The organism is Streptococcus sp. IsoGale022 (genome assembly GCF_031142805.1).
GTDB lineage: Bacteria > Bacillota > Bacilli > Lactobacillales > Streptococcaceae > Streptococcus > Streptococcus sanguinis_A.
The window spans coordinates 1-16,920 of record NZ_JAKZJI010000014.1; the positions used below are offsets into that span (position 1 = coordinate 1).

General features: G+C 44.6%; 19 protein-coding genes and 1 pseudogene. 16 read left to right on the plus strand and 4 right to left on the minus strand.

The window, feature by feature from the left end; genetic code table 11:
* The 3 genes and pseudogenes from RG608_RS07925 to RG608_RS07935 form a co-directional block, all read right to left on the minus strand.
* The coding region (locus RG608_RS07925; RefSeq protein ID WP_308946819.1) for a transposase family protein at nt 1-270 on the minus strand (270 nt) is incomplete at its 3' end.
* 155 nt (nt 271-425) lie between these two features.
* A pseudogene (locus tag RG608_RS07930) lies at nt 426-727 on the minus strand (DUF1827 family protein).
* A gap of 67 nt (nt 728-794) precedes the next feature.
* The gene (locus RG608_RS07935) at nt 795-1,244 is read right to left on the minus strand and encodes an NUDIX hydrolase (protein ID WP_268687904.1); all 450 of its coding nucleotides are present in this window, start codon (nt 1,242-1,244) and stop codon (nt 795-797) included.
* Nucleotides 1,245-1,468: 224 nt separating this feature from the next.
* On the opposite strand from RG608_RS07935, the gene RG608_RS07940 reads away from it, so the two are divergent.
* Both RG608_RS07940 and RG608_RS07945 read left to right on the plus strand, forming a co-directional pair.
* A complete protein-coding gene (locus tag RG608_RS07940; RefSeq protein ID WP_268687905.1) occupies nt 1,469-2,368 on the plus strand; it encodes a YafY family protein in 900 nt (299 codons plus the stop codon).
* Between the two features lie 59 nt (nt 2,369-2,427).
* A complete protein-coding gene (locus RG608_RS07945) occupies nt 2,428-3,042 on the plus strand; it encodes a GyrI-like domain-containing protein (protein WP_268687906.1) in 615 nt (204 codons plus the stop codon).
* 135 nt (nt 3,043-3,177) lie between these two features.
* On the opposite strand, the gene RG608_RS07950 is transcribed toward RG608_RS07945, so the two are convergent.
* On the minus strand, nt 3,178-5,448 hold the full coding sequence (locus RG608_RS07950) for an ATP-dependent Clp protease ATP-binding subunit (RefSeq protein WP_268687907.1): 2,271 nt from the start codon (nt 5,446-5,448) through the stop codon (nt 3,178-3,180).
* A gap of 249 nt (nt 5,449-5,697) precedes the next feature.
* Here RG608_RS07950 and RG608_RS07955 point away from each other — a divergent pair, with 249 nt between their 5' ends.
* The 14 genes from RG608_RS07955 to RG608_RS08020 all read left to right on the plus strand — a co-directional run bounded on the left by RG608_RS07955 (nt 5,698) and on the right by RG608_RS08020 (nt 16,592).
* Nucleotides 5,698-5,928: a DUF1797 family protein gene (locus RG608_RS07955; RefSeq protein WP_002896146.1), complete on the plus strand. Its 231-nt coding sequence runs from the start codon at nt 5,698-5,700 to the stop codon at nt 5,926-5,928.
* A 189-nt stretch (nt 5,929-6,117) separates the two neighbouring features.
* Nucleotides 6,118-6,972, plus strand: coding sequence for a bifunctional methylenetetrahydrofolate dehydrogenase/methenyltetrahydrofolate cyclohydrolase (locus RG608_RS07960; RefSeq protein ID WP_268687908.1), 855 nt, complete (start codon nt 6,118-6,120; stop codon nt 6,970-6,972).
* Entirely contained in the window at nt 6,969-7,742 is a 774-nt protein-coding gene (locus tag RG608_RS07965) for an HAD hydrolase family protein (RefSeq protein ID WP_268687909.1), read from the plus strand. The genes RG608_RS07960 and RG608_RS07965 overlap by 4 nt, the downstream gene beginning before the upstream one ends.
* 107 nt (nt 7,743-7,849) lie before the next feature.
* Nucleotides 7,850-8,692: an NAD(P)H-hydrate dehydratase gene (locus tag RG608_RS07970; RefSeq protein WP_268687910.1), complete on the plus strand. Its 843-nt coding sequence runs from the start codon at nt 7,850-7,852 to the stop codon at nt 8,690-8,692.
* Nucleotides 8,668-8,904: a hypothetical protein gene (locus RG608_RS07975; RefSeq protein ID WP_002919435.1), complete on the plus strand. Its 237-nt coding sequence runs from the start codon at nt 8,668-8,670 to the stop codon at nt 8,902-8,904. The genes RG608_RS07970 and RG608_RS07975 overlap by 25 nt, the downstream gene beginning before the upstream one ends.
* Complete coding sequence (xseA, locus tag RG608_RS07980; protein WP_268687911.1) at nt 8,849-10,189, plus strand: exodeoxyribonuclease VII large subunit; 1,341 nt, start codon at nt 8,849-8,851, stop codon at nt 10,187-10,189. Before RG608_RS07975 ends, xseA begins: the two co-directional genes overlap by 56 nt.
* Nucleotides 10,167-10,379 carry an exodeoxyribonuclease VII small subunit gene (locus RG608_RS07985; protein WP_002896137.1) on the plus strand — a complete coding sequence of 71 codons (213 nt, stop codon included), beginning with the start codon at nt 10,167-10,169 and terminating at the stop codon, nt 10,377-10,379. The genes xseA and RG608_RS07985 overlap by 23 nt, the downstream gene beginning before the upstream one ends.
* Complete coding sequence (locus RG608_RS07990; RefSeq protein WP_268687912.1) at nt 10,376-11,251, plus strand: polyprenyl synthetase family protein; 876 nt, start codon at nt 10,376-10,378, stop codon at nt 11,249-11,251. The genes RG608_RS07985 and RG608_RS07990 overlap by 4 nt, the downstream gene beginning before the upstream one ends.
* Complete coding sequence (locus RG608_RS07995; protein ID WP_268687913.1) at nt 11,244-12,059, plus strand: TlyA family RNA methyltransferase; 816 nt, start codon at nt 11,244-11,246, stop codon at nt 12,057-12,059. The genes RG608_RS07990 and RG608_RS07995 overlap by 8 nt, the downstream gene beginning before the upstream one ends.
* Complete coding sequence (locus RG608_RS08000) at nt 12,052-12,483, plus strand: arginine repressor (RefSeq protein ID WP_268687914.1); 432 nt, start codon at nt 12,052-12,054, stop codon at nt 12,481-12,483. The genes RG608_RS07995 and RG608_RS08000 overlap by 8 nt, the downstream gene beginning before the upstream one ends.
* An 8-nt stretch (nt 12,484-12,491) precedes the next feature.
* A complete protein-coding gene (recN, locus tag RG608_RS08005; RefSeq protein ID WP_268687915.1) occupies nt 12,492-14,150 on the plus strand; it encodes a DNA repair protein RecN in 1,659 nt (552 codons plus the stop codon).
* Nucleotides 14,151-14,202: 52 nt separating this feature from the next.
* The gene (locus tag RG608_RS08010; RefSeq protein WP_268687916.1) at nt 14,203-14,931 is read left to right on the plus strand and encodes a metallophosphoesterase; all 729 of its coding nucleotides are present in this window, start codon (nt 14,203-14,205) and stop codon (nt 14,929-14,931) included.
* A 439-nt stretch (nt 14,932-15,370) separates the two neighbouring features.
* On the plus strand, nt 15,371-16,204 hold the full coding sequence (locus tag RG608_RS08015) for a DegV family protein (RefSeq protein WP_268687917.1): 834 nt from the start codon (nt 15,371-15,373) through the stop codon (nt 16,202-16,204).
* Between the two features lie 112 nt (nt 16,205-16,316).
* Nucleotides 16,317-16,592 (plus strand): HU family DNA-binding protein, encoded by a 276-nt coding sequence (locus tag RG608_RS08020; RefSeq protein WP_002896125.1) that lies wholly within the window; start codon nt 16,317-16,319, stop codon nt 16,590-16,592.
* The last annotated feature ends 328 nt before the right edge of the window (nt 16,593-16,920 follow it).

The following is a 16,920-nucleotide window of genomic DNA, read 5'->3' on the forward strand; positions in this document are numbered from 1 at the left end:
CACAGCCACTTTCCTACAGACTTTACAGCGGAAACGTCGTTTCTTTAACTGAATCAGCGTTTTGTATCCCACACACTCTAGATAGGGAATTTTCGATTCTTTCTGGAAGTCATATTTAGCCATTTGTCCTTTACAGTGAGGGCATTCAGGTGCTGGATAATCTAGCTTAGCCATGATTTCTTTATGCGTTCCAGCATCTAGAACATCCAAGATTATGATGTTCTTGTCTTTAATTCCTAGTAAGTTTGTGATAAAATTGAACTGTTCCATAAGAGTCTTTCTAATGATGGTTTTGTCGCTTTTCATTATAGGTCTTATGGGACTTTTTTTCTACAACAAAATAGACTCCATCATTCCTATAGTGCTTTTACCCACTACAGAAATTATAGAGCCCAATAAAAAAACTAAGGCGATGGCCTTAGTTTTTACTGTTTAACAGGAATGGAAATTTCGATTAGATTATTAGCGTAAATCGTGCGGATAGCAGCTTTATCAATAGTATTTGCATCAATTTTTCTCTTCAAGAAAAATTCTCTGATTTTTTCGATTTCCTGTTCGCGTACAGCACGGTGCATGTTTGAAATCAAAATTTCATAGTGAAGAGGAGCTTGTGTAAAAACAACATCGCTGTTTCCAGCAGAATAAACTTCGACTAATATCGCATCGGTGCTTCCAATTGGCTTTTGACAAGGTCAGCATGACTGTTTGTTGTATTAATAAGCTTCATACGATTTCCTCCTGCTTTATACCTGCTATTATTATAACATGTTTGCTATAAATTGTGAATGATTTCTTTAAGCTTTAAGCGTATTTTTCCAGGCTTGGATACCCCATTTATGGCTGCCGCGTTTGAGTGTTCCAATAGCTTCTTCGACTGGGAACCAGGCAAGCTGATTGAAATCTTCCAGCGGTTTTTGGACTTCTTGGAAAGAGGTGACCTCATAGAGGTAGGCTGGGTTGTAAAAGTAGGTGTCGCGATGGCGGGAGTAAAAATATTCATCAGCTTGTCCAAGATAGCGTCCAAGCTGGGCTGTGAAGCCAAGTTCTTCCATCAGCTCGCGTTCAAGGGCAGTCTGATGGTTTTCCCCCTCTTCAATCTCTCCACCGGGCAGAAACCAAGCCCCGTTAGGCGCCTGAACCAAAATAATCTTTTCTTTCTTTTCGTCTGGGATAACGGCATAGACTCCGTAGCGGGTCACATATTCTACATTTGCTTCCTTTTCACCAAAGGTTGGATTTGTCATTCTAATATCCTCAATCTCTAGTCAGTTTACTATCTATCATAATGGACTAAGGCCCACCTGTCAAGAATTTACTCGGTTTATTGGACAGAAAAAGAATGATAGTCTTTGAAAGGAATACCCTTCAAATAATAAATTCCTTCTCCTGACCGTTTAAAAAACTCTTCTTTATAGGAATGGTAAAAAATTTTTAGAAGAAATTGTTATAATAGGAGCGAGGTAGTTTTATGACAGAAAGCAGACTTTTTAGAATCTTATATCTTCTTTTAGAGCAAGGCCGTACAACAGCTCCCGAATTGGCCTCACTATTTGAAGTATCTATTCGGACCATCTATCGAGATGTAGACAAGCTGAGTTTGGCAGGAATACCCGTCTATTGCAGCCCAGGCAAGGGCGGGGGTATTTTTCTGATGAAGGATTTTGTCTTAGACAAGGCCTTATTTTCAGAGTCTGAGAGGGATGAGCTATTAGCTGCTCTTCAAGGCTTGCAGATTTTAACAGATGGCGAGCAAGTAGAGACCCTGTCTAAGTTGCAGTCTTTGTTTCAAGTTCAGGCAACATCCTGGCTAGAGGTGGATTTCACTGATTGGCGCAAGAAAGCAGATCAGAAAGAACTGTTTGATACCATTAAGCAAGCAATATTGCAAAGAAGAGTCTTGTCATTTTCTTATTTGAATGGGCGGGGAGAAAGAGAGCAGCGAAAGATAGAGGCGTTGAAGTTAGTATTTAAAAGTCAAGATTGGTATGTTGCTGGCTTTTGTCGTTTAAGACAAGCTCCCCGCTTTTTTAAACTTAGCAGAATGAGAGACTGTCAGATGTTAGAGGAAAGATTTAAACAGAGAGTCTTGGATGAGAAATTTAGTCCTGAAGAGCGGCTAGGAGATACTGTAAAAGTCCTCTTGAAATTTGACCGGAAGCATGCCTTTCGAGTGTACGAGGAGTTTTCAGAAGCAGAGATAGAGGAGACTGATGGGAGCCTTTATGTCCAAACGTATTTGCTGAGTCACGATAGTCTTTATACCTACTTGCTATCCTTTTTGGATGGAGTTGAAATCTTGGAGCCGCCTCGGTTACGGGAAGAATTCAAAGAAAAGTTAAAAGCTATTACCGATATTTATAAAAGCTGACAGAGGTTGTCAGCTTTTCTTTGCTATACTTTTTGTAGTAAAGAAAGGAGGGCTCTCTCATGAAATATGAATGGAGAAAAGCCAATCGAGAAATATATCAAATCAAGTCTGAACCCTGTCTCATAGATGTTCCTGCCCAGTCTTTTATCATGATTGACGGCAAGGGCAATCCTAATGCTGCTGACTTTTCGGAACGAGTTGGTGCTCTGTACAGCTTAGCCTATGCTATCAAGATGAACTACAAAAAGACAGCGACCGAGCAAGAATTTACTGATTTTACAGTCTATCCCTTGGAAGGACTTTGGCAGCAAAAGCAAGCAGGAGAACTGATTAAAGAAGAATTGATCTATACTATTATGATTGGGCAGCCGGACTTTATCACTGGAGAGATGGTGAAAAAGGCTCTGGAACAAGTCCGTGTCAAAAAGCCTAATCCTCTCTATGACGAGATTCGTTTTGAAGAAATGACTGAAGGAGCGTGTGTCTCCATACTGCATCTGGGTCCTTTTGACGAAGAACCTCAATCCTTCGCTAAAATGGATGCCTTTTGCCAGAATCACCAGCTGACACGGATGTCACACACTCATAGGGAAATCTATCTCAATAATCTGAATAGGACAGACCCTAGTAAGCTGAAAACAATTCTGCGCTACAAGGTTCAGAAAGAACAATAAAGAAAGAGGCTGGGACAAAAGTCCTAGCCTCTCAATTGTCTTTGGATTTTCGAGCAAGACGCAGTGGTTGAGTGGGACGACGAAATCGAATTCTAACGAATTCCCGATTTCTGTCCCACTCTCTTTTGTCAACATTTATTTTTCTTCTTGTGATGAATTAACGGACTCTGCGTTTTCAGTTTTCTTGGCTGACTTGATGAGAATCTTGCCATTGCTGGTCATGATAGCTTTGAGCTCTTTTTCGCTTGGATTTTCCAGATAGAAGTCAGTGATAGCGTCTTCGATATGGTCCTGAATGGTACGGCGCAGTGGGCGAGCCCCCATTTTCGGATCGTAGCCCAGATCAACCAATTTTTCCTTGACCTTCTCCGTAACATCCAGATGAATATCGTTGGTTGCCAAGCGTTGATTGACATCGTCCAGCATAAGGTTGACGATTTGAAGCAGGTTGTCCTTGCTGAGCGCCTGGAATTCGATAATGCCGTCAAAGCGGTTCATAAACTCAGGACTGAAGAAGTTGCCCAATTCACCCAAGACGGAATTGGTGCGGCCTTCACGCGCTGCTCCAAAGCCAACGCTGGCTTCAGCTTTGCCAGTTCCGGCATTGGATGTCATGATGATAATGGTGTCCTTGAAGCTGACAGTCCTGCCTTGGCCATCGGTCAGGCGGCCATCATCCAGAACCTGCAGGAACATGTGCATAACATCGGGATGGGCTTTTTCCACCTCATCCAGCAGAATGAAGGAGTATGGATTACGACGGACGCGCTCAGTCAATTGGCCAGCTTCATCATAGCCGACATAGCCCGGAGGGGCACCGACCAGCTTGGCCACGCTGTGTTTTTCCATATATTCACTCATATCAAAGCGAATCATGCTGTCAGCCGAGCCAAAGAGCTCAATGGCTAGTTGCTTAGACAGCTCAGTCTTACCGACACCAGTAGGTCCGACAAAGAGGAAGCTGCCGATTGGGCGATTAGGACTTCCTAGTCCGACCCGGTTCCGACGGATGGCCTTGGCAATCTTATCCACAGCATCGTCTTGACCGATGACATGAGCCTTTAAGTCACTAGAGAGATTAACTAGTTGAGACTGTTCTTTTTCTTTGAGGTCACCAACTGGGATATTGGTCTTTTGCTCTACGATGTGTTCAATCGTTTTCTCGCTGATAATTGGAGTATCCTTGTCTAGCACACTTGTCTGCTGGAGTTCCTTGTACTTGGCAATCTGGTCGCGGAAGTAAGCCGCTTTCTCGAAATCTTCGTCACGGGTTGCCTGAGCCTTGAGATTTTCGGCCTCAATCAGACGTTGGTCAATGACCTTGGGATCAACGAAGTTGAGGGTCAGATTCATCTTGGAACCAGCCTCATCCAAGAGGTCAATAGCCTTGTCTGGCAGGAAGCGATCTTGGATGTAGCGGTTGGAGAGAAGGGCAGCCGCTTCAATAGCCGCATCTGTGTACTTGACGTGATGGTAGTCTTCGTATTTTTTCTGAATCCCTTTGAGGATGGTAATGGTTTCTTCAACAGTCGGCTCGTCTACCTTAACTGGCTGCATCCGGCGCTCCAGTGCTGCATCCTTCTCAATGATACGGTATTCATTGAGGGTGGTTGCTCCGACCATCTGGAGCTCACCGCGAGCCAGAGCTGGTTTGAGGATGTTCCCAGCGTCCATATTTCCATCGCCAGCAGAGCCTGCTCCGACAATTTCATGTATTTCATCAATAAAGAGAATGACATCCTGACGAGAACGAATCTCATCAATGAGCTTCTGCATTCTCTCCTCAAATTGGCCACGGATACCAGTTCCCTGTACTAAGCTGACAACGTCTAGGCGGATAACTTCTTTGCCTTGGAGTTTATGAGGGACATCACCATCAATAATTTTCTGGGCCAGACCTTCCACCACGGCTGTTTTCCCGACTCCTGGCTCTCCTATGAGAACGGGATTGTTTTTGGTGCGGCGGTTGAGGATTTCAATGACACGGACGATTTCTTCATCACGGCCAATAACAGGATCAATCTCGCCTCGGCGAGCCAACTCAGTCACATTGATACCAAACTCTTCCAGCAGACCTTTTGGCTTTTGCGGACTTGGCTGAGGCTGACCACCCTTGCTGGGATTGGAACCGTAGCCGCCACCGCCTCCATAGGCTCCGCCAGATTGAGTAGGAGGAGTAGTTGGTTCCTGAGGCTGTTGAAAATTGCTGAGGCTGTTAAAGAAGTCATCGATAGGATCTGTTCCGTGATTGTTTGCATTAGCAATTCCACCGAACAAGGAATGTTCGGGGTCTGTTTTCATGATTTGGTAGCAGTTTTGGCACAAATCCACCTGCTGTTTATGGCCATTTACGTTGGTATAAAGGTGAATCGTAGATTCATTGATTTTACAATTTTGACAAAGCATGCAGATACCTCTTTTCTTTTAGTGTGCAAGCTATTTATAGAAAAAATTAAAGGTCAAAAATAGTCAAAGTTTTATAGTTTCATTATATCAGTATTCTCGAACTTTGCAAGAATTTACTACAAAATCCTCCCTTAGACCGAGCAGAATGAAAACAAATTCTTGAAAAATTACAAAAAATGGGCTTTTAGTGGTATTTCAGTCGCTATTTATGGTAAAATAAGAGGGAACTAAGTAAATAGGAGAAACAAAATGGAATCACATTTAGTTAGAATTATTAACCGCTTAGAAGCTATGGCTAAGGATGGCGGAAATTTGAAACGTAATTTTGAGCGTGAAGGAGTGGTTGTAGCAGAAGTAGCTTACAGTTACGACGAAGAAAACGGCTCTGTCTTCACCTTGCGTGACGTTGCAGCGCGTGAGACCTATACTTTCGACAGCATCGATTTGATTGCAATGGAAATTTATGAATTACTCTACTAAAAAGCACTTAGCTGCTTTTTATTTTTACCCTTTTTATCTTATTTTGAAAAAGATTTAGCAGGTCTGAAAATTTTACCACTAGGTGCCAATGAAACCTCGTCTTATAACCTTGTATAAGAAAAAGTTATAGGCTGGGCACAGATTTTTTTGGTATAATGAAAAAGATAATGAAAAAGAAATGAGAATGACATGGCGCAGATTATTGATGGTAGAGGTTTGGCAGAGAAGCTTCAGAAAAAATTAGCCGAAAAAACGGCTCGCCTCAAAGAAAAGACAGGTCAGGTTCCGGGCTTGGTAGTGATTGTGGTGGGAAATAATCCAGCCAGTCAAATCTACGTGCGTAATAAAGAGCGCTCGGCCTTGGCCGCTGGCTTTCGGAGTAAGATAGAACGTCTGCCAGAAGAGACCAGCCAAGAAGAACTCTTGAGCTTGATTGAAACTTATAATCAAAATCCTGATTGGCATGGCATTTTAGTCCAACTGCCCTTACCTGACCATATTGATGATGAAGCTGTGCTGCTGGCCATTGATCCAGACAAGGATGTTGATGGCTTTCATCCGCTTAATATGGGCAAGCTATGGAGCGGCCATCCTGTTATGATTCCGGCTACTCCTGCAGGCATTATGGCAATGTTCCATGAATATGGCGTTGAACTGGAAGGCAAGCGAGCGGTCGTCATCGGGCGGAGTAATATTGTCGGTAAGCCCATGGCTCAGCTCCTTTTAGCTAAGAATGCAACAGTGACTCTGACGCATTCGCGGACCCACAATCTAGCTAAGACTGCTAAGCGGGCAGATATTTTGGTGGTGGCTATCGGTCGTGGACATTTTGTGACCAAGGACTTTGTCAAGGAAGGAGCTGTTGTCATTGATGTCGGTATGAACCGAGATGAGAATGGCAAGCTGATTGGCGACGTTAAATTTGATGAAGTGTCTGAACTTGCCAGTCTGATTACCCCTGTACCTGGAGGTGTTGGGCCCATGACCATTACCATGCTGATGGAGCAGACCTACCAAGCCTTTAAATGGAGTCTTGAATCATGAAATTTGTTTTTGATTTGGATGGGACCTTGTCCTTTGATTATATGACGATTGATGAGGAGATTAAGCAGGTTCTGCTAACGGCTCCTCAGTTTGGGCATGAAGTTTTGTTTGCTTCAGCGCGTTCCTATCGAGATTGTCTGGGACTATTGGGTCCAGAATTGAGCCAGCGGATAGTGATTGGCCTGAATGGCGGAGTAGCTTATCAGAATGGACAGCTGATGTTTGAGCGTCAGCTGCATCAGTCAAGTTATCAAGCCATTCTAGACACTTGTTTGACCTATAATTTGCCTTTTTTCGTTGATAATACTTTTGACTACAGCGGCCAGATTTTAGAAAAAATCCCTTTTATTGCCAGTGTAGATCCTCTCAAGCGGGCAAGACGGTTGGAACTGACTGAACTCCAGCATCCTATTAAGCTTGTTATTTACATGGGGAATCATGAGCAACTCTTAGACGATTTACAGGCTCGTTTTGCAAACTTGTCCAATCTGAGTCTAGACTATCATGAACATGAGAAATGTTTTTATATCAATCCGGCTGAAACTAATAAAGCTTCAACTGTAAAGGAACTATGCGGTTCGGATTATGTGGCTTTTGGTAATGATCAAAATGATATTCAGCTCTTTAAGAATTCTCTCTACGCTGTGCAGGTTGGGGATTTCCTAGGCTTGAGCGATTATGCGGATGAGCAGGTCGCCTTTCAAGAAAATTTACCCAAGGCAGTCGCAGCAAGAATCTTACAAAAATTTGCAGATTTCCGAGAAAAATAACTTTCCTGCGATACGAGGCACCTGTTTAGGTGCCTTTTGGTGTATAATGAAGATAGGTTTTGTCATGTTGAGACAAGTGCAGGATGAAGTTGGTCTAGGAGAATATCATGGTAAAAAATGCTGAAAATATTTTAAAAAGAGTCATTCGGGAACGTCCCTTGGATAGTCACAAGGGCGATTACGGTCGTCTTTTACTGATTGGAGGGACCTATCCTTATGGGGGTGCCATCATCATGGCAGCTTTAGCAGCAGTCAATAGCGGAGCTGGTCTGGTGACTGTTGCTACAGATAGAGAAAATATCGCCCCTCTGCACAGTCATTTACCGGAGGCCATGGCCTTTGACTTAGAGGAGCAAGACCGATTGACAGAGCAACTGGCCAAATCAGATCTAGTCTTGATTGGTCCTGGCTTGGCGGAGAATCAACTAGGTCTAGATATCCTACAAATGGTAGTCCAGACTGTGGCAGAACAGCAGATACTTATCATGGATGGCGGCGCCATTTCTCTCTTTAGCAAAGCAGCTTTGCCATTTCCAAAAGCCCAAACAGTTTTTACCCCTCACCAAAAGGAGTGGGAAGGTTTATCGGGTTTGAGCTTATCAGATCAGACAGCTGCAGCCAATCAGGCGGCGGTCAATCAACTGCCTCTGGACAGTATTGTCGTGCAGAAAAAGCATGGGACGACCATCTATCAAAGCGGGCAAGAGCAGGTCTTTGAGCTGACAGTAGGCGGACCTTATCAGGCAACTGGCGGAATGGGGGATACGCTGGCTGGTATGATTGCCGCTTTTGCGGGTCAGTTCAAGTCAAGCAGTCTCTTTGAGCGAGTGGCGGCTGCAACTCTTCTTCACTCCCTTATCGCAGATGAGCTGAGTCATGAAGTTTATGTCGTCCTGCCAACGGCAATCAGCAGGGTCATTCCAAAGTGGATGAAGGAGATGAGTCAGTAGACTTTTTCTTGGGTTTTAAGTCAGCTGGGTTTCTTTTGTGGAAGCCCAGTTTTTTTCTTGCTTTTCAGGGTATTTTTAGACTTTGTAATCGGTTTTTTATGCAGTTTTTTGTTATAATAAAAGTTACGGAAAAACTAGAAAAGAAAGGAAAAGGACATGCCAGAGTATTTGTCGGTTTCGACCTTGACCAAGTATCTGAAGATGAAGTTTGAGCGGGATCCTTATTTGGAGCGGGTCTATCTGACTGGCCAGGTGTCCAATTTCCGCCGGCGCCCCAATCACCAGTATTTTTCATTAAAGGATGAGAAGGCCGTCATTCAGGTTACGATTTGGTCTGGTGTCTACCAGAAGCTAGGCTTTGAGCTAGAAGAAGGTATGAAAATCAATGTCATTGGCCGGGTGCAGCTCTATGAGCCGAGCGGTTCCTATTCTATCATCATTGAAAAAGCGGAGCCGGATGGTATCGGTGCCTTGGCTATCCAGTTTGAACAGCTCAAGAAAAAACTGGGAGAAGAGGGGCTTTTTCAAGATAAATTCAAGCAGGCCTTACCTCAATTTCCTAAGAAAATCGGCGTCGTAACCAGTCCCAGCGGAGCGGTTATTCAGGATATTATCACGACGGTCAGCCGTCGCTTTCCGGGAGTGGAGATTGTCCTTTATCCGACAAAAGTGCAGGGAGATGGGGCTGCAGCTCAGGTTGCTGACCACATCAGACTGGCCAATGAGCGGTCGGATTTGGATGTACTGATTATTGGTCGAGGTGGTGGTTCTATCGAAGATCTCTGGGCTTTCAACGAAGAGGAAACAGTTCGGGCTATTTTTGAGTCTCGGATTCCTGTTATTTCTAGTGTCGGCCATGAGACAGATACGACTTTGGCGGACTTTGTAGCAGATCGCAGAGCTGCGACTCCAACGGCTGCGGCTGAGCTAGCAACACCGGTCACCAAGCTGGATCTGCTGGGGTATTTGCAGCAGCAGGAAAACCGCATGTCACGAGCGATTTCCAATCGCCTGAGCTATTATCGAGAGCGACTGAATAAACTGACCCAGTCGGTTATCTTCCGACAGCCAGAGCGGCTTTACGATGGCCATCTGCAGAAGTTAGACCAGCTCAACCTGCGACTCAAGCAAAAAATTCGCGAATATTATAGTGAAGAGCAACAGCGGGTCAAAATCTTGCAGCATCGTTTGGAAACATTGAATCCGCTCAGTCGCATTCAGCGTTTTCAAGAGCAGACTGCCCAGCTGGAGCGTTTGCTGCGCAGCAACATGGCAGTCATTTATGATAATAAGGTAGCTCAAGTCAGGAGATTGTCCGAGGCCTTGCTTATGCTGGATACCAGTCGAATCGTGGCGCGTGGCTATGCTATTGTCCAAAAGAATCAAAAGGTTGTCGAGTCAAGTGCAGGCATTGAAGAAAAAGATGAGCTGACCCTGCTTATGCGGGATGGGCAGCTGGAAGTAGAGGTAAAACATGTCCAAAGAAAAGAAATTTGAAGAAAATTTAGCAGACTTGGAAGTCATTGTCCAAAAGCTGGAAAATGGTGACGTAGCGCTAGAAGAGGCGATTGCGGAATTTCAAAAGGGGATGAAGCTTTCAAAGGAACTCCAGGCTAGTCTGGACAAGGCTGAAAAGACCTTAGTTAAGGTCATGCAGGCAGACGGCACAGAAACGGAAATGGAATGACAAGAAACGAGAAACTGGAAAAAATCGGTCTGACGATTGAAGATTTTTATAAATCTCAGCAAGTTTCGTCAGATTTGTCTGAAGTTATTTTGTACTCGGTGCAGGCAGGCGGCAAGCGGATTCGTCCCTTATTGCTATTGGAGTTGATTCAAGCTTTTGGCCTAGAGCTGGCTGAGGCCCACTATCAGGTCGCGGCGGCTCTTGAGATGATTCACACTGGCAGCCTTATCCATGATGATTTGCCGGCTATGGATGATGATGACTATCGTCGAGGCCACTTGACTAGCCATAAGAAGTTTGGAGAGGATATGGCTATTTTGGCGGGTGATTCTCTCTTTTTAGACCCCTATGGATTATTGGCAAGAACCGAGCTGCCTAGTCAGGTCAAGGTGGACTTGATTGCTGAGCTGTCTCTAGCAGCAGGGAGTTTTGGTATGGTTGCAGGACAGGTTCTGGACATGCAAGGCGAAGGACAAGCAATTAGTTTAGAAGATTTAAAAACCATCCATGTCAATAAGACTGGAAAACTTCTGGCGTATCCCTTTGTCGCAGCTGGTTTGATTGCTGAGGTCGAGCAGTCTGTTCAAGACAAGCTTCGTAGGATTGGAGAGCTCTTGGGCTTGGCCTTTCAAGTGCGGGATGATATTTTGGATGTGACAGCCAGCTTTGAAGAGCTGGGTAAAACGCCGCAGAAAGATTTAGTTGCGGCCAAGTCGACTTATCCAGCCTTTCTGGGTCTAGATGGAGCTAAGAGCTTTTTCAATCAGACCCTTGATGAAGCTGTGGACATTCTGACAGACTTGGAAGAGAAGACAGAGTTTTCAGGCGGAGAAATTCAAAAGATAATAGAAAGTTTGAGATTGAATGGCTAAGGAAAGAGTAGATGTGCTGGCCTACAGACAAGGGCTCTTTGAGACCAGAGAGCAGGCTAAGCGTGGTGTAATGGCTGGGCTGGTTATTGCTGCGGTCAATGGCCAGCGCTTTGACAAGCCTGGTGAAAAGATTGACACAGCCACAGAGCTGCGCTTAAAAGGTGAGAAACTCAGATATGTCAGCCGAGGCGGGCTCAAGCTAGAAAAGGCTTTGCAAGTCTTTGATATTTCGGTCACTGACCGAGTGACCTTGGATATCGGAGCTTCGACCGGCGGTTTTACAGATGTCATGCTGCAGCACGGAGCTAAGCTGGTCTATGCAGTGGATGTGGGGACCAATCAGCTGGCCTGGAAGCTCAGACAGGATGAGCGGGTTGTCAGCATGGAGCAGTTTAATTTTCGCTATGCCCAAAGGACTGACTTTGAGCAGGAGCCGAGCTTTGCCAGTATTGATGTCAGCTTTATATCGCTGAGCTTGATTTTGCCAGCTCTGCATGAGATTTTGACTCGGGATGGCCAAGTGGTCGCTTTAATCAAGCCCCAATTTGAAGCGGGCCGCGAGCAGATTGGGAAAAAAGGGATTGTCAAGGATAAAAAGGTCCATTTAGCAGTTCTGGAAAAGGTCACAGCATTTATGATGGAGGCTGGTTTTTCTGTTAGGGGACTGGATTTTTCGCCTATTCAGGGCGGTCAGGGCAATGTAGAATTTCTGGCCTATTTAGAAAAGAGTACAGAACCGCAGGCTCTTGATTCAGAACTGATGACAGCTGTCGTAGAGGCAGCACACAAGGAATTTAAGGATGAATAAGAAGGATAGATTAGAAAAGATTAGACGCTTTGTCAGTGACTATGACATTGGCACACAGGAGGAAATTGTAGAACATCTCAGGGAATCTGGGATTACAGCGACCCAGGCCACGGTCTCTAGGGATATCAAGGAGCTGGGGATTGTCAAGATACCGCTCAAGGACAACACTTATATCTACGAGCTGCCTAAGACCATGACTAGCAGTCTGGGCTTGGCTGAAAATAACATCCTGTCCTGTCAGATTTTGGGAAATATGATTAATCTCAGTCTGGTACCGGGGAGCACAGCACTGGTCAAGCGTCATCTTAGGAATGAATTTGCTGAGGATATTTTCAGTATCTTGGCAGACAACGACAGTATTTTGATGGTTATGATGACAGAGGAAGCAGCCGCAAGGATTGCAACCATCATTCACCATTGGTAGGAAAGCCTATGTTATTAGAAATTTCGATTAAAAATTTTGCCATTATTGAGGAGATATCCCTTAATTTTGAGCAAGGTATGACGGTTTTGACCGGGGAAACCGGAGCCGGCAAGTCTATTATTATTGATGCGATGAACATGATGCTGGGCAGCCGTGCTACGACGGATGTTATTCGTCATGGGGCACCCAAAGCTGAGATAGAGGGACTTTTTTCGCTGGAAAATAGCAGAGCTTTGCGAGAGATTTTTGAGGAGCAGGGCTGGGAGATGACCGATGAGCTGATTATCCGTCGGGAAATTCTGCAAAACGGCCGAAGTGTCAGCCGTATCAATGGTCAGATGGTTAATTTGTCTGTTCTAAAGGCTGTCGGCCAGCACTTGGTTGATATCCATGGTCAGCATGATCAGGAAGAGCTGATGAGACCCCAGCTTCATATCGCCATGCTAGATGAGTTTGGCTCAGCAGACTTTTTGTATCTCAAAGGCCGCTATCAGGAAACCTTTGACCGCTATCGAAGCCTGCGCAAGCAAGTCCTGACTTTGCAGAAAAATCAGCAGGAGCATAAGGCCAGGATTGAGATGCTGGAGTTTCAGATGGCGGAGATTGAGAGCGCAGCTCTCAAAAGTGGTGAAGATACTGCCCTGCATCAGGAGCGAGATCGTTTGCTCAACCACAAGTTCATTGCCGATACGCTGACCAACGCCTATACCATGCTGGATAATGAAGATTTTTCCAGTCTAACCAATGTCCGCTCAGCTATGAATGACCTTGAGTCTATCGAGGATTACGATCCAACCTACAAGGAGCTTTCAGGCAGTTTGTCAGAGACTTATTATGTCTTGGAAGATATCAGCAAGCGCCTAGAGGACATTTTAGATGGACTGGATTTTGACGGAGATCGGCTGTTGCAGGTGGAGAGTCGTTTGGATTTGATTAACAGCATCACGCGTAAATACGGCGGCCAAGTAGATGATGTGCTGGATTACTTTGCTCAGATTTCCAAAGAATACAGCCTTTTAACTGGAAGTAACTTGTCCTCAGAGGATATGGACCGAGAGCTGAAAGTATTGGAGAGAGAGCTGGTTGAGCTGGCCCAGGAGCTGAGTCAGGCTCGTCACGGCCTAGCAGCCCAGCTGGAAGCGGAAATCAAGCAAGAGCTGCAAGACCTCTACATGGAAAAGGCGCGCTTTAAAGTGCAGTTCAGTAAGGGCAAGTTCAACCGTGAAGGCAATGAACAAGTAGAGTTTTACATCTCAGCAAATCCGGGCGAGGATTTTAAACCTTTGGTGAAGGTTGCGTCTGGCGGGGAACTCTCCCGTCTCATGTTGGCTATCAAGTCTGCTTTTTCTCGTAAGGAAGGCAAGACCAGCATTGTCTTTGACGAAGTGGATACGGGTGTTTCTGGCCGAGTGGCCCAGGCTATTGCTCAGAAGATTCACAAGATTGGCTCTAACGGGCAAGTCTTGGCTATTTCCCATCTACCTCAGGTCATTGCGATTGCAGATTATCAGTTCTTTATTGAGAAGATCTCGGATGAGAATTCGACCGTCTCAACGGTTCGATTGCTGACGGCTGACGAGCGTGTTCAGGAAGTCGCTAAGATGCTGGCTGGCGAAGATGTGACGGAGGCTGCTTTGACTCAAGCCAGAGAATTATTAAAAAAATAAACAAACGAGGCTGAGACACTAGTGTTTCGGTCTCCTTTAGGAGGTGGCGCTTATGATAGAATATTTTGCGATCGGAGATGTCCATGGCAAGGCTGGTATGCTAGATGAGCTGCTCCAGCACTGGGATGGTCGCAGCCAACTAGTCTTTCTAGGTGACTTGATAGATCGTGGTGAGGACAGCCGAGCAGTTTTGGAGCGGGTCAAGGACCTAGTGGACCAAGCAGGAGCTGTTTGTCTGTCTGGCAATCATGAGTATATGTTTCTGACCTGGCTGGACAATCCTGAAAAGTCTTATGACCACTACCGACGTAATGGCGGAGATACGACGATTAATTCGCTTTTAGGCAGACCTCTCAATGCTCCTGTAGATGGAGTAGCGGACGCGGAACGTGTCAAGACGGAGGCGGCAGATTTAGTAGATTTTATTCGTCAGATGCCCTTCCTATTGGAGACGGAGCAGTACATTTTTGTCCATGCTGGTCTAGATTTGGAACTGAGAGACTGGCGAGAGACCAGTGATTATCAAAAAGTTTGGATTCGCGCGCCTTTTCACGAAGGCAGCAATCAGACTGGCAAAACGATTGTCTTTGGTCATACACCGACATTTTACCTCTTGCATAAGGCGCCGGGAACTAATCAGCTATGGATGACTGAGGATGGCAAGATTGGCATGGATGGCGGAGCTGTTTATGGCGGAGTCCTACACGGAGTTGTCTTTGGTCATAATGGCATCATAGAGCGGTATGCCATAAAAAATGATGGTTTGGTAGCTGAAGACTGAAAAAAGAGGCTGGGACAAAAGTCCTAGCCTCTCAATTGTCTTTGGATTGTCGAGCAAGACGCAGTGGTTGAGTGGGCTCTACTACGCTGATTTCATCAGCTTTTACAGTCCTACTCAACTGTGCGGAGGTGGGACGACGAAATCGAATTCTAACGAATTACCGATTTCTGTCCCACTCTCTTTTTTGCTGAGATTCTCTTTGAAAACCAGCTTTTTCCTATAATTTTCCCCAATAAAGCTAAAAAAGTTGCATGTAAACACTTTTTCATCTAATTTTAAAGAAGCGCAAAAAGATTAAAAAACTAAAACAAGCAGATTAAATTTAGGAAACGCTTGGTCTGAGCTGTGATTTTAGTGAATATTCCCCCACAAAACCATAAAAATTTGGTATAATGTAGTGTAATAACAAGTTAAAATTTAGATACAGAGTAGGAAATCTATGACAAAAATAAAAATCGTAACAGACTCATCTGTAACCATTGAACCTGAGGTTGCTAAGGAATTAGACATTACAATTGTGCCTCTCTCTGTTATGGTGGACGGGGTGGTCTATTCGGATGCAGATCTAGAGGAAGGTGAGTTTCTTCGTCTCATGCAGTCTAGTCGCAATCTTCCTAAAACCAGCCAGCCGCCTGTCGGAGTCTTTGCTGATGTTTTTGAGCGCTTGGCAGAGGATGGAGCGCAGATTATCTCCATTCACATGTCTCACGCCTTATCAGGAACTGTAGAAGCCGCCCGTCAGGGAGCGACTTTGGCTAATGCGGATGTGACGGTTGTTGATAGTTCTTTCACTGATCAGGCTATGAAGTTCCAAGTCACCGAAGCAGCTAAACTGGCCAAGGAAGGAGTTAGCCTAGAGGAGATTCTGACTAAAATCGAGGAAGTGAAGGAAAAGACAGAGCTCTACATCGGTCTTTCTACCTTGGAAAATCTGGTTAAAGGAGGCCGTATAGGCCGAGTTTCCGGTCTGATTAGCTCCTTGCTTAATATTCGGGTTATCATGCAAATGAAGGACCATCAGCTAGAGCCCATTGTCAAGGGCAGGGGCGCTAAGACCTTTAAAAAATGGTTGGATGATTTGACAGCAAGTCTGCAAAATAAGCAAGTGGCTGAGATTGGAATTTCCTATGCTGGCGGTCCAGAATTGGCCCAGGAAATGAAGGAAAGTTTACAGCCGTATGTCAAGAAACCTATTTCAGTGCTGGAAACAGGGTCCATTATTCAGACACATACAGGGGAAAATGCTTGGGCTGTGCTGATTCGTTACGAATAAAACCATAATAATTTAGAAAATAGCGGCTTAGTACTTGACCTGAAAGCTATTTTTAGATATGATAATATTTGTTAGGGTTATCAACCCAGAAAAAATTTGGAGGATTTGTTAAATGGCTAACAAACAAGATTTGATCGCAAAAGTAGCAGAAGCTACAGAATTGACTAAAAAAGATTCAGCAGCAGCAGTTGACGCTGTATTCGCAGCTGTAACTGAGTACCTTTCAAAAGGTGAAAAAGTTCAACTTATCGGTTTTGGTAACTTTGAAGTTCGTGAGCGTGCAGCACGTAAAGGTCGCAACCCACAAACTGGTAAAGAGATCAAAATCGCAGCTTCTAAAGTACCAGCTTTCAAAGCAGGTAAAGCTCTTAAAGATGCTGTAAAATAATTTTGGTTAATAAAGCCTGACACACTTGCCTTTGGCGAGTATGTCAGGTTTTTCTTTTTGCTCTCAGTTCTTGAGCTTAGCAAAGAAAGTTGGCTATTCGAGAAAGTTGATTGATGAACTTTCTTGGAGTTTTTATTTTGCAAAGAAGTGAAGGAGATTGTCTCTAATCAAAAGAGAATGATAAAGGACAAACATTTTCAAAGACGTAAAATAAAAAGTTGAAAATTTTAGCAAAAGTACTTTTAAATCATAGGTCTTTATGATAAAATGAAGGGAACATTTCTTTTTGCGTAATGATTGCGAGATCATTGAAAAAGTTTAGGAGGTA